At 72.3% G+C, this 12,723-nt stretch carries 12 protein-coding genes; 5 read left to right on the forward strand and 7 right to left on the reverse strand.

The window, feature by feature from the left end; genetic code table 11:
- Positions 1-22: 22 nt before the first annotated feature.
- Both PKE79_RS13425 and PKE79_RS13430 read right to left on the reverse strand, forming a co-directional pair.
- On the reverse strand, positions 23-1,582 hold the full coding sequence (locus tag PKE79_RS13425) for a helix-turn-helix domain-containing protein (RefSeq protein ID WP_271174212.1): 1,560 nt from the start codon (positions 1,580-1,582) through the stop codon (positions 23-25).
- A gap of 15 nt (positions 1,583-1,597) precedes the next feature.
- The gene (locus PKE79_RS13430) at positions 1,598-3,121 is read right to left on the reverse strand and encodes a helix-turn-helix domain-containing protein (RefSeq protein ID WP_271174213.1); all 1,524 of its coding nucleotides are present in this window, start codon (positions 3,119-3,121) and stop codon (positions 1,598-1,600) included.
- A gap of 89 nt (positions 3,122-3,210) precedes the next feature.
- Between PKE79_RS13430 and PKE79_RS13435 the strand changes: the two genes are divergently transcribed.
- Both PKE79_RS13435 and PKE79_RS13440 read left to right on the forward strand, forming a co-directional pair.
- Positions 3,211-3,582: an FKBP-type peptidyl-prolyl cis-trans isomerase gene (locus tag PKE79_RS13435; RefSeq protein WP_271174214.1), complete on the forward strand. Its 372-nt coding sequence runs from the start codon at positions 3,211-3,213 to the stop codon at positions 3,580-3,582.
- 165 nt (positions 3,583-3,747) lie between these two features.
- Complete coding sequence (locus PKE79_RS13440) at positions 3,748-4,296, forward strand: YceI family protein (protein WP_271174215.1); 549 nt, start codon at positions 3,748-3,750, stop codon at positions 4,294-4,296.
- Positions 4,297-4,347: 51 nt separating this feature from the next.
- Here PKE79_RS13440 and PKE79_RS13445 read toward each other — a convergent pair whose 3' ends face one another.
- Positions 4,348-5,670, reverse strand: a complete 1,323-nt coding sequence (locus PKE79_RS13445) for an MFS transporter (protein WP_271174216.1) — start codon at positions 5,668-5,670, stop codon at positions 4,348-4,350.
- Positions 5,671-5,808: 138 nt separating this feature from the next.
- On the opposite strand from PKE79_RS13445, the gene rpsO reads away from it, so the two are divergent.
- Positions 5,809-6,078 (forward strand): 30S ribosomal protein S15, encoded by a 270-nt coding sequence (gene rpsO, locus PKE79_RS13450; protein WP_271174217.1) that lies wholly within the window; start codon positions 5,809-5,811, stop codon positions 6,076-6,078.
- Positions 6,079-6,168: 90 nt separating this feature from the next.
- On the opposite strand, the gene PKE79_RS13455 is transcribed toward rpsO, so the two are convergent.
- Complete coding sequence (locus tag PKE79_RS13455; protein ID WP_271174218.1) at positions 6,169-7,296, reverse strand: acyltransferase family protein; 1,128 nt, start codon at positions 7,294-7,296, stop codon at positions 6,169-6,171.
- A 169-nt stretch (positions 7,297-7,465) separates the two neighbouring features.
- Here PKE79_RS13455 and PKE79_RS13460 point away from each other — a divergent pair, with 169 nt between their 5' ends.
- Both PKE79_RS13460 and PKE79_RS13465 read left to right on the forward strand, forming a co-directional pair.
- Positions 7,466-8,674 carry an LLM class flavin-dependent oxidoreductase gene (locus PKE79_RS13460; protein WP_271174287.1) on the forward strand — a complete coding sequence of 403 codons (1,209 nt, stop codon included), beginning with the start codon at positions 7,466-7,468 and terminating at the stop codon, positions 8,672-8,674.
- Between the two features lie 5 nt (positions 8,675-8,679).
- Positions 8,680-9,321 (forward strand): FMN reductase, encoded by a 642-nt coding sequence (locus PKE79_RS13465; protein WP_271174219.1) that lies wholly within the window; start codon positions 8,680-8,682, stop codon positions 9,319-9,321.
- A gap of 30 nt (positions 9,322-9,351) precedes the next feature.
- On the opposite strand, the gene PKE79_RS13470 is transcribed toward PKE79_RS13465, so the two are convergent.
- From PKE79_RS13470 to PKE79_RS13480, 3 genes are all read right to left on the reverse strand, one after another.
- Positions 9,352-9,954, reverse strand: coding sequence for a DedA family protein (locus PKE79_RS13470; protein ID WP_271174220.1), 603 nt, complete (start codon positions 9,952-9,954; stop codon positions 9,352-9,354).
- Positions 9,955-9,994: 40 nt separating this feature from the next.
- Positions 9,995-11,977 (reverse strand): glycosyltransferase, encoded by a 1,983-nt coding sequence (locus PKE79_RS13475; RefSeq protein WP_271174221.1) that lies wholly within the window; start codon positions 11,975-11,977, stop codon positions 9,995-9,997.
- 84 nt (positions 11,978-12,061) lie between these two features.
- Entirely contained in the window at positions 12,062-12,676 is a 615-nt protein-coding gene (locus PKE79_RS13480) for a TetR/AcrR family transcriptional regulator (protein ID WP_271174222.1), read from the reverse strand.
- Between the last annotated feature and the right edge of the window lie 47 nt (positions 12,677-12,723).

Here is a 12,723-nt window from a genome sequence, read left to right on the forward strand (position 1 = left end):
GCGCTGAGTTCTGCTCCGGGGCCTATAGGAGTCCTCGTCGGTGCCCCTCGGCGAGGGCGCTCGGGCGGTCGGAGACGCCCAGCCTCCGGTACGCGGCGCGTACGTGCGACTTGGCGGTGTTGAGGCTCACGCCGACCTCGGCCGCGGCGTCCGCGAGTCTCTCGTGTCGGGCGACCGCCCTGAGCAGCACGAGCTGACGTGTCGTGAGCCGCTCGTAGCGATAGGCCGCAGCGGGGGTGCGCACGCGCTCGTGCATGAGGGAGTCGTCGAAGGCCAGCGGGGCTTCGGTGACCCGCGCGAGCGACGCGAGGTCAGGAGCCGAGACGACGGCCAGCGACGCGGGCAGTCCGTTCGCGTCCACGATCGTGCGTGCGGTTCGGACATCAGCGCGTGCGCCCTCCTCATCGCCGATCCGCAGCAGCGCGGCGGCGCGCACGACGAACGCCTCCGCCCGGACGCGCGGAGCGGGATTCGCGCGTTCCCGGGAGGCCTCGCGCAGGGCGCCGGCCGAGTCGCCGAGACCGAGCATGGCCACGGCCCGCCGCGTGCGCATGAGGCCCTCGCCCGAGCGCGGTCGGTCGGGTACGGCGGCGAGCGCGAGCAGCGCCGCCTCGTGGAGGCCCTGGTACGTGCGCAGCGTGCCGCGGGCGACGGCCAGCGACTGCGCGTTGAGCCCGCCGCGGGCGAAGCGCGCGCGCGAGCTCTCCACGTCGACCTCGAGTCCGCTGAGCGCGACGAGCGGGTCGAGCGAGCGCGCCCGAGCCGAGACGATCGCGCGCAGGGCGGACGCGAGCAGCCACAGCTCCTCGAACGACGCGCCGTCCTCGTCGAGCGCTTCGAGGCAGCCCGCGAAGTCGAGGCGATCGCTCGCACGGTAGGCGGCCGCGAGCTCAGCGCCGCACCGCACGAGGCGTATCTCGGGGTGCCGGGCAGCGAGGCGTTCGGCGCGCGCGAGCCAGAGGTCGGCTTCGGCGCCTGCGCCGAGGAGAGCGTGGATCCAGGCGAGCTCTCCGCACGCCTCCCGTGCGGCGCGCACGTTGCCGGTCTCCTCCGCCGCCGTGTGGGCCTCCTGCACGAGACTCGCGGCGCGCAGCAGGTTGCCCGCGGCGGCGAGCGTGACGCCCCACTGCAGGAGGAGGACCGGGAGGTGGACGCGGAGGTCTCGGGCATCGGCGTCTGGCAGTGCCTGGGCCGCGTCGTGCGCGGACTGGGCGACCGCAGCGGCCTCGTCGAAGCGGCCCTGCGTGCGCAGCGAGGCCGCGCGACCCGTGAGCAGCGGGATCCGGTCGGCGGCAGGGACGTGCTCCGGCGTCTCGACGTCGACGCCCGGGAAGATCGGCGGCTTCCCGGGGGAGGCGAGCAGATGCGCGACGTACTGACGCAGCGCGAACCACCGCGGGCGTCGTCGCAGCGTCGCGGAGGGGACGGCGTCCGCGACGATCCGGATCATCGCTGGGGCGAAGCTGAGGAGCTCGGGGATGCCCTCCTCCGCGATCCCCATGGCGTCCGTCCAGCGCTCGTCGGCGAGCGCGTCGAAGATCCGCGCAGAGAGATCCCGCACTCGCGCTGCCGCGTCGTCCATGCCCGCCGTCCTCTCTCAGAGCAGCCCGTGCTCGCCGGCGGCCGCCGTCATGTCGGCCCTGCTCGAAACGCCCAGCTTGGCGTAGATGCGGCGCGTGAAGGTCTTGATCGTGTTGACGCTGACGCCGAGGGCGCTCGCCGCGTGCGCACTCGTCGCGCCCTCGGCGAGGAGCCGCAGGATGGAGATCTCCTGCGGAGTCAGGCGCAGCTGCGCCGCACCCGAGTCGGGCGGGAACCGGATGTCCGCCGCCGCGAGGGCGGCGAGACTGGCGCTCCCCGGGGAGACCGCCTGCGACAGAGCGGCGAAGTCGCCGCGGGGGATCATCGTGAGCGCGACGGGGATGCGGTGCGCGTCCGCGATCGCGACGGCGCCCAGGAACGTGCGTGCCGGGTCCTGCCCGCGGCGGAGCTGCACCGCGGCGAGAACCACCAGGGCCTCCACCGCAGAGCGCGGACGGCCGAGGTCGCTCAGGGCCACGTGCGCGTCCTGCTCGGCGGACTCCAGGGCTCCGCGCGCGAGGTTCACGGCTGCGCGGCGTGCGCGACCGCTGGGCGCGTGTGTGGCCGCGACGGCGTCGAGCCCCTGTCGGGCGCGCTCGACCCGGCCCACGTGCGCGAGCAGCTGTGCCCTGGCCCCCGCGAGCTCGCCGGCCCGACCCGCCGCGGGAGGCAGGGCCGCCTCGGCGCCGGCTGACACTGTCTCGCGGCCGGGGGTCTTGGCGTCGATCATCGCGGCGAGGATCTCCACGTCGCGCGCCCGGCCGCGAGCGGCGCGGCGGGCCGCCGCGAGTTCGCGGCGCGCGGCGTCGAGCGCGAGCGCGTCGAACAGAGCGAGTGCGCGGGTGAGCCGGAGGAGGACGGGCACCGGCGTGTCCTGGGGGCTCGCGTGCAGAAGGGCCGTGCCGCTCTCCTCCCATTCGTCGCGCGCTGCGGCGCGGCCGTCGAGCGCGTGGTGCCACGCGAGCTCTGCAGCGGCCGCGAGGGCGACGCGCGGCGCGCCCACGGCGTGCGCGGCCGAGTAGGCGTAGGTGAGATCCTCGCGAGCGGCGAGCGGATCGCCGCTCGCGAGCTCGGCCGCGCCCCAGGTGAGCAGGAGCCACGGCAGGTCCGCGCCGATGCCGTCTCGCTCGCCCGACGGCGCGGAGGCGTACGCGGCCTTGGCCTCGCGTGCGCACAGCAGGGCGGTCCGGTCATCGCCCTCGCGGGCCGCGTCGCGTGCGTGATCGGTCAGGACGATCACACGCGTGAGCGAGGTGGGTCGTGCGTGCGACGGCGCGGAGGGCCGCGCGCGCGGGACCGCGGCGAGGTACTCCCGCACCCGCGGCCAGCGGCCGTCTGCATCGAGCAGTGGTGGAGGCACGGTGCTCACGACCGCGCGGATCGCGGTGACATCGGAGGCGAGCAGCTGCGACCAGTTCTCTTCGACGAGTGCGAGCGCTGCTTCCCACGAGCGTCGCGCGAGCGCGCGGTAGACGCGCGCGCCGACGCGCTCGGCGTTCGGCTCCTCCCCGGGTACGGGAGCCGTTGCTGAACCGCTCACGTGCTCATTCTGCTCCGCGACGCGCGTCCCCGGGGCGATGATCGCGCACGCCGGGAGCGGATCTCGGCCAGAGCGGGCAAGATGGAGGCATGAGCGCAGAACGCACCAAGCCCGAATTCGACGCGCCCGAGGGCCCCGCTCCCTCCGAGCTCGCCATCCGCGACATCATCGTCGGCGACGGCGCAGAGGCGAAGGCGGGCGACACCGTCACCGTCCACTACGCCGGTGTCGAGTACGAGACCGGCGACGAGTTCGACTCGTCGTGGAACCGCGGCGAGAGCATCCAGTTCCCGCTGCGCGGTCTCATCCAGGGGTGGCAGGACGGCATCCCCGGCATGAAGGTCGGCGGACGCCGCGAGCTCGTGATCCCCCCGCACCTCGCCTACGGTCCCGCGGGCTCGGGGCACTTCCTGAGCGGCAAGACCCTCATCTTCATCATCGACCTCATCGACGTCGCCTGACGCGATCCGATCCGGGAGCGCCCTGCGGAGGAATCCGCAGGGCGCTCCGCGCGTTCAGGCGACGCTCACGCGATGTTCAGCGCCTCGGGTGGAATATATTCAGGTGAATGCGTATTGTTCCTCTGTGACGCCGCTCGGAGCGGCCCGACCATCTGAGGAGCATCCATGACCATCGACATCCCCGGCTACCGTCCCGGCACCTACAACCTCGACCCCGCGCACAGCGAGGTCGGCTTCGAGGTGCGCCACATGATGATCTCGAAGGTGCGCGGCGCCTTCACGGTCAAGTCGGCCACGATCGTCCTCCCTGAGAACGTGCTCGAGGCGTCCGTCACCGCGAGCGCCGACGCCGCGTCGCTCGACACGAACGACGAGGGCCGCGATCAGCATCTCCGCTCGGCGGACTTCTTCGACGTCGAGAACCACCCGGCGCTCACGTTCGCGAGCACGGGCGTGCGTCACGAGAACGGCGAGTTCTACGTCGACGGCGACCTCACGATCAAGGGCGTCACCCGCCCGGTCACCTTCGAGCTCGAGCTCGGCGGGTTCGGCACGGACCCGTGGGGCAACTACAAGGCCGGCGCGACGGCCAAGGCCACGATCAACCGCGAGGACTTCGGCCTCACCTGGAACGCCGCGCTCGAGACCGGCGGCGTCCTCGTCGGCAAGGACGTCAAGATCACCCTCGACCTCCAGGGCGCGCTCGCGGCCTGACGTCGTACGCAGCAGGAGGGCTGGCCCCGCGGGGCCGGCCCTCCTGCTGTGTCAGAGCTCGGGAGCCTCGGCGTCGTAGGCCCGGAATCGGGGGTGCGCGCGGACGATCGCGGTCGTGATCGCGACGACGAGCAGCCCGCCGAGCAGCGGCGGGAGCCACGCGCTCCCTGCCTCGCCGAGCCACCCCGAGGCGGCGGTCGCGAGACCGCCCGCGTAGAGTGCGCCGATGCGCGGGCCGCCCGTCACCACGACGATGAACACGCCCTGCAGGCGACCGCGGATGGCATCGGGCACGGCGGACTGCAGCATCGTCTGCCGGTAGATCGAGCTGACGTTGTCGGCGGCGCCGGTGCACGCGAGACAGAGCATCGCGATCACGATGAGCGGCACGTTCGGGCTGCTCGGCCCGACGTCGCCGGGGCCGAGCCATCCGGCCGCGGCCGCCGCGAGCACGAGGCCGAACACCGCGGTCACGACGCCGAACACCTGGATCGCGCGCGTGATCCCCAGGCCGTGGAAGCGGTACGCCGAGATGCGCCCGGAGAAGAGGCTCGACGCGAACGCGCCGACTGCGTTCGCCGCGACGAGCAGGCCCGTCGTGATCTCTCCGCCGCCGAGGACGATCGCGCCGATCGCGGGGAACAGCGCGAGGGGGTTCCCGAAGGTCATCGCGACGATGTCGAGGAGGAACTGGATCCGGATGTTCGGGGCGCGACGCAGGAAGCGCCATCCGTCTGCGAGGGAGGCGAGCCCCGGGCGCGCCGTCGCGCCCTCGGGGCGCAGACGGGGGAGCGTCCACAGACCGAGGAACAGCGACAGCATGAGGACGACGTCGAGCGTGTAGGTCAGGGGGTAGCCGAAGAGCGCGACGAGGACGCCGCCGAGCGCCGGCCCCACCATGACCATGATCCCCACGGTGATGCCGTTGAGCGCGGCGGCGGCGGGGATCAGCTCAGCGCCGACGAGGCGCGGCGTGATCGCCATCTTCGTCGCCGACACGATCGAGTTCGCGGCCGAGTTCACGATCGAGAGCGCGTAGAGCCATCCCGCGTCGATGTGCCCGGTCCACGCGAGCACCGCGAGAAGGGCCGTCGTGAGCCACGTGGCCGTGGCCGCCGCGAGGGCGACCGTCCGCCGGTCGAACCAGTCGGCGAGCATGCCTCCGTAGAGGCCCGCCACGATCATCGGCGCGAGGCCTGCCACCGCGATCATCGACACGGCGAACGTCGACCCGGTCAGCTCGTACATGTGCAGCATGACCGCGGTGATCGTGAGCTGCCCGCCGAGCCCGCCCAGCGTGGATCCGACCCACAAGCGCGCGAACGCGGGGCTCTGCGTCAGGGGACGCAGGTCGAGGAGCACGCGCGAGGACATCGGGGAGAGGCTATCCGCTCTTCCGTGCCCCGCGGATGGGGTAGACTCTGGTGGTTGCCGTTCGATCGGCCGCGGATGAAGAGAGCTCGCGCATCAGGCGACGGGCGCCGCGCAACGAGGAGAGAGGGGATCGAATCTATGGCTCTGGAAGCAGACGTCAAGAAGGCGATCATCGAAGAGTACGCGACGCACCCCGGTGACACCGGATCCCCCGAGGTGCAGGTCGCGCTGCTGACGCAGCGCATCAAGGACCTCACCGAGCACCTCAAGGAGCACAAGCACGACCACCACTCGCGTCGTGGCCTGTTCCTGCTCGTCGGTCAGCGCCGCCGCCTGCTCGGCTACCTCCAGGACATCGACATCGCACGCTACCGTGCGCTGATCGAGCGTCTCGGTCTGCGCCGATAAGGCAGAGCGCGACCAGCGTTCAATCGTCTTCTCGAAGGCCCGTCCCCGGTGGGACGGGCCTTCGCTGTACCCGGGGTCGTACGCGGCGGATCAGGGCTTCGGCCGGCGTGAGCCGGTCGGGTCGTTCCGTCGGCCGGGGAGCAGGGCAGGGTCCTGGAAGAGCCAGCGGGCGCGCGGCTCGACGAGCGGCCCCGTCAGCCAGCGCACCGGCCGGGTCGAGAGGAGCACCGTGACCGCGACCGAGAGGATGGCGACTGTCGGCAGCCAGATCCAGGTCGGCTCGAGATCGCGCAGCACGCCGGACTCGCGGAACGGGTACAGCACGAACGAGTGGAGCAGGTAGACGTACATCGTGTACTGTCCGAGGCGCGTCCAGGGGGTCTGCCGACGGGGGATGAGCACAAAGAACGCCGCCGAGAGGACGAGCCCGATCGCGAGCGTCGCGAGGCGCATGGCGCCCGCCCACCAGACGCTGTGCGAGAGCAGATCGACGTACGCGTCGTCGTAGAAGAACCAGTAGCGCAGCTCCATCTCGCGCCATGTCTCGATTCCGGTCCAGGCGAGCCATCCGTCGATCGCGAACAGGGCGAGCGCGCCCGCGTACGCCCACCAGGGGCGGTGGCGCAGGAGGCCGAGCCGCTCGACGATGTCGTGCTCGCGCAGCCACCATCCGAGCACGAAGAAGGGCAGGAAGCCGAGGGTGCGCGACAGCGAGAAGGTGCTGTCGACGTTCGGCAGGTATCCGACGCCCACCGAGATGAGCACCGACCACAGGAGCGGCCAGCGCAGCAGGGCGAGGTAGGGCAGCACGAGCCGGAAGATGCCGAGCGCGAGCAGGAACCACAGGGTCCACGACGGCTTGGTGAGGTTGGGGTCGACCTGGCCCTCGACGAGCCACTTCGTGAACCACCACAGGGCCTCGAAGACGAGGTACGGCAGGAGCACGTCGGTGATGAGGCGCACCATCTGCCGACGAGACGGCGGGTCGGACTTCGAGAAGTAGCCCGAGATGATCGCGAACGCCGGCATGTGGAAGGCGTAGAACGCGAGGTAGAACGCGTAGGCGACGTCCGAGTCGTAGATGAGGCGCTGGATCGCGTGGCCGAGCACGACGAGCACGATGCACGCGAAGCGCGCGTTGTCCCAGAACGGCACGCGCCGCTTCTGCCGGATGGTCCCCGTCGACGCCGTGACCGGCGGCACTGCCTCGCTCGTCATCGCGCTCTACGCTACCGATGCGCGAGGCCCCCTCGAGGATCCGCGCCGCGGGGAATAGATTCGCTCGGGAGCCGTTGAACCGGGTATATTCACTTGCATGCAATCGGCGGGCGGGAATCCGCGCGCGGAATCGGAGGATCTGGTGAGCGACACGACCTCGTGGAGCGGGATGCAGTTCGGGCTCATGTCCGTGAGCGACATCACGCGCGACCCCACGACCGGATACACGCCGAGCGAGGCCGAGCGCATCCGCGACGTCATCGCGATCGCGAAGCACGCCGAGGAGGCGGGGCTCGACGTGTTCGCACTGGGCGAGCACCACAACCCGCCGTTCTTCTCGTCGTCGCCGACGACCACGCTCGCGTACATCGCGGCGCAGACCGAGCGGCTCATCGTCTCGACCTCGACGACGCTGATCACGACGAACGACCCGGTGCGCATCGCCGAGGACTACGCGATGCTCCAGCACGTGTCGGGCGGTCGCATGGACCTCATGATGGGGCGCGGCAACACGGGCCCCGTCTACCCGTGGTTCGGCAAGGACATCCGCCAGGGGCTCCAGCTCGCGATCGAGAACTACAACCTCCTGCACCGCCTCTGGACCGAGGACGTCGTCGACTGGGAGGGCGCGTTCCGCACGCCGCTGCAGGGCTTCACGTCCACACCGCGTCCGCTCGACGACGTCAAGCCATTCGTGTGGCACGGCTCGATCCGCACGCCCGAGATCGCCGAGCAGGCGGCCTACTACGGCGACGGCTTCTTCGCGAACAACATCTTCTGGCCCAAGGAGCACTACCAGCGCCTCATCTCGCTGTACCGCCAGCGCTATGCGCACTACGGTCACGGCGCGCCCGAGCAGGCGATCGTGGGGCTCGGCGGCCAGGTGTTCATCGCGAGGAACTCGCAGGACGCCGTCCGGCAGTTCCGGCCGTACTTCGACTCGGCGCCGGTGTACGGCAACGGGCCGTCGATGGAGGACTTCACCGAGATGACGCCGCTCACGGTCGGCTCTCCGCAGCAGGTCATCGACCGCTACGCGGCGATGCGCGACACGTTCGGCGACTACCAGCGCCAGCTGTTCCTGACCGACCACGCCGGGCTCCCGCTCAAGACCGTGCTCGAGCAGATCGACTTCCTCGGCGAGGACGTCGTGCCCGTGCTCCGGAAGGAGCTCGCGCAGAACCGTCCGGCGAACGTGCCCGACGCCCCGACGCACGCCGCGCGGGTGAAGGCCCGATACGGCGACGCCGAGCCGCGCCAGCCGCGCCCCAACCCGAACCGCGGCGACAACGTCACGGGCGGTTCGCCGTATCAGGACACCGACACGGCGTCGAAGCCCGGAGCGGCCTTCGGCGCGGCAGCCCGGAAGGGAGCGTGACCGCCATGAGCGCCACCCGCATCGTCGTCCTCTCGGCCGGCATCTCGGAGCCGTCCTCCACGCGGCTCCTCGCGGACCGGCTCACGCGGACCGTGATCGACGATCTCGCCTCGCGCGGCGTGGAGACCGACGTCTCCGTCGTCGAGCTGCGCGACCATGCGCACGACATCATGAACGCGATGCTCACCGGCTTCCCGCCGAAGGGCCTCGCGGAGGTGATGGAGCGGGTCGCGGCGGCCGACGCCCTCATCGCGGTGACGCCGATCTTCTCGACCTCGTACTCGGGCCTCTTCAAGTCGTTCATCGACGTGCTCGACCGCGAGGCGATCGAGGGCACCCCGGTCCTGCTGGGCGCGACGGCCGGCACGCCGCGGCACTCGCTCGCGATCGACTATGCCATCCGACCGCTGTTCACCTATCTGCACGCCGAGCCGGTCTCGACCGGGGTGTTCGCCGCCGCCGACGACTGGGGCCAGGGCGCCGACAGCGTGGCGCCGCTCCAGAAGCGCGTCGACCGCGCCGCGCGCGAGCTCGCCGATGCGGTCGCCGGCCGCACCGCGGTCGAGAGGGTCGATCCCTTCTCGCCCGAGAGCTACCTTGGCGAGGGCGGATCGTTCGAGAGCCTTCTCGAGGGCCTCGGGCGCTGACGAGCGGGGCCGGCCGCGCGCCGGCCCCTTTCAGCGCCCGGTCGCGCCGCGCGGCGCGAAGCGGGCGATGAGCGCGTCGGTGATCCAGCCGAGGACGAGCGCGACCGCGATCGACACGAGCACGGCGACGACGGGCCCACCGGGCACGATCGCGCCGACGGCGGCGCCGACGAGGGCCTGGTAGGCCGCCCATGCGGTCGCGGCGCCCGCCGCCACCGGCAGGTAGCGCACGGCGGGAATGCGCGTCGCTCCTGCGGTGAGGTTCACCGCGAGCCGCGCGAACGGGATGAACCGGACCGTGAAGATCGCGGCCGCAACGTGCGAGCGCAGACGCGTCTGGGCCCACGCGAAGACGCGCTGGAAGCGCGGATGCCGCATGACGCGCCAGCGCTGGGGGTGGAACGCGCGCCCGAGCGCGTAGCAGGCGGCGTCGCCCGCGAACGCGGCCGCCGCCGCGACGAGGATCACGCCCCACAGCGGCGGCCCCGACGGCGTGAACGACACCGAGGCGAGAACCGTCACGGCGATCTCGCCCGGGACGACCACGAGGAACGCGTCGGCGAGCACGAGCCCGAACAGCGCCGCGAGCGCCCACGGGTTCGCGGCGAGGGCGGAGACGAACTCGTCGATCATCCCGGCAGTCTGCTCCGTCGGAGTGAACGCCGCGCGAACATCAGGGAAGCGGCGGACTCGACAGCTCGCTGCCATCGCCGGTCTGGGCGCGGCGCCCCGCGAGCTCGACGAGTGCGTCGTGCTTCGCGACGAGGCCGTCGCCCGCTGTCCGCCCGCGCATGCGGCGCCAGACCCAGGGGAGCGCGTGGCGGCGCAGCCATCCGCTCGCGGGCGGCGCGTCGGCGTGCAGCGCGTCGTCGAGGTCGCCGAGTGCTCCCGCGTCGGGGATGCCGAGCACCTCGGCCGCACGGTACGCGAGGAGCCGGTGGCCTCGCGACCCGAGGTGCACGCGGTCCTCGGCGTACATCGACAGGTCTCCGAGCTCCGGAAGGGCCTCCACGTCGAGCAGGATGGCCCCGGTCTCGGCTGCGATCCGCCGGATCTCGTGCGCGAAGGCCGCGAAGCGGCGCGCGAAGATCATCGCGGCGCGGCGACGGGGGAGGAACGGGGTGACGAGGAGCACGTCGGCTCCCGTCGCGCGGATGTCGCGGACCACCCGCTCGAGATCGCGCGCGAGGGCGACGGGGTCGGCCCCGTGCCCGACGAGGTCGTTCGCGCCCATGAGGATGGACACGAGGTCGGGGCGCATCGCGATCGCGCGGGGGCCCTGCTCGCTCACCAGGTCGCGCACCCGCCGACTGCGCACGGCGAGGTTCGCGTAGCGGAACGGCGTGTCCGCGCCGCTGCGCTGGGCGAGCAGGGAGGCGAGTCGGTCGGCCCATCCCCGGTACTCGCCCTCGCGCATGCGCGATGTGTCGCACAGGCCCTCGGTGAGCGAGTCGCCCAGGGCGACGAAGCTCGACCAGCGCCGCGTCGCAGGCGCCGACGTCGGCGGCAGCGGCCGGGTGGCACCGCGGGCGAGGAGCGCGTCGTCGAAGCGCCGCAGCCGCGCGGCCTCGGCGTAGTGGCTCACGAGCTGCTCCGTGAGCGCGCTCCAGGTGCGCGCGCGGACGCTCTCGAGCGCCGCCTGGCCGAAGGACCGTCGCTTGGCGTCGTCGCCGAGGAGGTCCGCGACGCGGGCCCGCAGGTCGTCCAGGTCGCCGGGCCGGTAGAGCCAGCCGTCGACGCTGCTGCGGACGAGGTCGAGCGGCCCGCCGCGCCCCGTTGCGACGACGGGCACGCCGCTCGCGAGGGCCTCCTGCACCGTCTGGCAGAAGGTCTCGCTCTCGCCGGGGTGCACGAAGACGTCGAAGCTCGCGAGCGCCTCCGCGAGCTCGTCTCCGCCGAGGAAGCCCGTGAACACCGCCTCCGGCAGCCGCGCTTCGAGCCGTGCGCGCTCGGGGCCGTCGCCCACGATCACGAGCCGCGCTCCGGGCAGGTCCGAGAGCACGTGCAGGTCCTCGACCTGCTTCTCCGCCGCGAGACGGCCCACGTAGCCGATGATGCGCTCGCCGGGGGCGATCCGTGCCCGCCAGGACTCGGAGCGTCGGGCCGGGGAGAACCGGTCGGCGTCGACGCCGCGGCCCCATCGCCAGATCCGGTCCACGCCGAGCTGCTCGAGCTGCGCCTGAGCGGCCGACGACGGCGCGAGCGTGAGCGTCGAGCGCCGGTGCAGCCGGGCGACGTGATTGGCGGCGGCGGCGGCCGCGCCGGCGACCCCGTAGCGCTCGGTGTAGGAGACGACGTCGGTCTGGTAGATCGCGACGACCGGGATCCGCAGGGCGTCCGCGGCGACGAGCGCCTGCCATCCGAGCACGAACGGGGACGCGAGGTGCACGACGTCGGGCCGGAACTCCTCGAGGAGGCGGCGGATCCGCCAGGTCGGCGCGAGGGCGACCCGCACGTCGGGGTACGAGGGGAGGGGCATCGACGCGACGAGCGCGGTGCGCGAGCCCAGCGAGTCGGCCTTCTGCCCCGCCGCGCGCGGAGCGATGACGAGGGTCTCGTGGCCCTGCTCCTCGAGATGGCGCACGACCTGCAGAACGGAGTTCGTGACCCCGTTCATGTGGGGGAGGAAGGATTCCGCGAAGAGTGCGACTCTCACGTGTCCAGGGTCCCGGGCGCGGGACGCGCGCGGGGCCGACTTCTCCCGACCTTCGCCGGCTGTTCACCTGAGCCGGGCGGCCGTTCAGCGCGGCGTCACCGATGCCTCCGACTCCGGTGCGTCGACGAGGATCAGGGCGAGGTAGGCCCGGAGGCCGGCCGTCACGTCGACGTCGGGGTCGAGCAGCCACTGCGTCTGCAGCCCGTCCCGGATCGCGATGAGCCCGGTCGCCGCGATCGACGGCTCGATCCCCGGGCGGAGTCGGCCCTCCTCGGCGAGCCCACGCAGCTCGTCGGCGTACTGGTCTCGCAGCGACGCGAACCGGCGGGCGAAGTGCTCGCGCGCGGGGTGGCCCTCGGTGACGGACTCGCCGCACAGCACGGTGTAGAGCTCGGGGAGCCCGTGGTGCCGCGCGTTGAGATCCGCCTGCGCGAGGACGTCGTCGGGGAAGGACAGCCCTGCCGGCGGCTTGTCCACCGCGTCCCGCTGGTCGAGGACCGCGAGGAGGAGGTCGCGCTTCCGGGGGAAGTAGTGGAGCAGGCTCGTCTGCGACACGCCGATGCGGTCGGCGATGTCCTGGAGCGACCCGGCGAGATAGCCCTTGGCGGCGAAGACCTCGAGCGCGGCGTCGACGATCGCGCGGCGTCGCTCGGCCGATCGCGCATACGGGCCGCGCTTGCGCGGAACATCCTCGTCCATGTCGGAATGCTAGACCGGCGCCACGAATTTCGAGTACGTACTCGAAT

The sequence above is a fragment of the Microbacterium barkeri genome (genome assembly GCF_027921765.1).
Classification (GTDB): domain Bacteria; phylum Actinomycetota; class Actinomycetes; order Actinomycetales; family Microbacteriaceae; genus Microbacterium; species Microbacterium barkeri.

What these genes read in the sequence shown, in the direction of transcription:
- PKE79_RS13425 (WP_271174212.1), bottom strand. Translation starts at nt 1,582, where the DNA reads ATGGACGACGCGGCAGCGCGAGTGCGGGATCTCTCTGCGCGGATCTTC.
- PKE79_RS13455 (WP_271174218.1), bottom strand. Translation starts at nt 7,296, where the DNA reads ATGACGAGCGAGGCAGTGCCGCCGGTCACGGCGTCGACGGGGACCATC.
- PKE79_RS13460 (WP_271174287.1), top strand. Translation starts at nt 7,466, where the DNA reads ATGCAGTTCGGGCTCATGTCCGTGAGCGACATCACGCGCGACCCCACG.
- PKE79_RS13445 (WP_271174216.1), bottom strand. Translation starts at nt 5,670, where the DNA reads ATGTCCTCGCGCGTGCTCCTCGACCTGCGTCCCCTGACGCAGAGCCCC.
- PKE79_RS13480 (WP_271174222.1), bottom strand. Translation starts at nt 12,676, where the DNA reads ATGGACGAGGATGTTCCGCGCAAGCGCGGCCCGTATGCGCGATCGGCC.
- PKE79_RS13440 (WP_271174215.1), top strand. Translation starts at nt 3,748, where the DNA reads ATGACCATCGACATCCCCGGCTACCGTCCCGGCACCTACAACCTCGAC.
- rpsO (WP_271174217.1), top strand. Translation starts at nt 5,809, where the DNA reads ATGGCTCTGGAAGCAGACGTCAAGAAGGCGATCATCGAAGAGTACGCG.
- PKE79_RS13465 (WP_271174219.1), top strand. Translation starts at nt 8,680, where the DNA reads ATGAGCGCCACCCGCATCGTCGTCCTCTCGGCCGGCATCTCGGAGCCG.
- PKE79_RS13435 (WP_271174214.1), top strand. Translation starts at nt 3,211, where the DNA reads ATGAGCGCAGAACGCACCAAGCCCGAATTCGACGCGCCCGAGGGCCCC.
- PKE79_RS13470 (WP_271174220.1), bottom strand. Translation starts at nt 9,954, where the DNA reads ATGATCGACGAGTTCGTCTCCGCCCTCGCCGCGAACCCGTGGGCGCTC.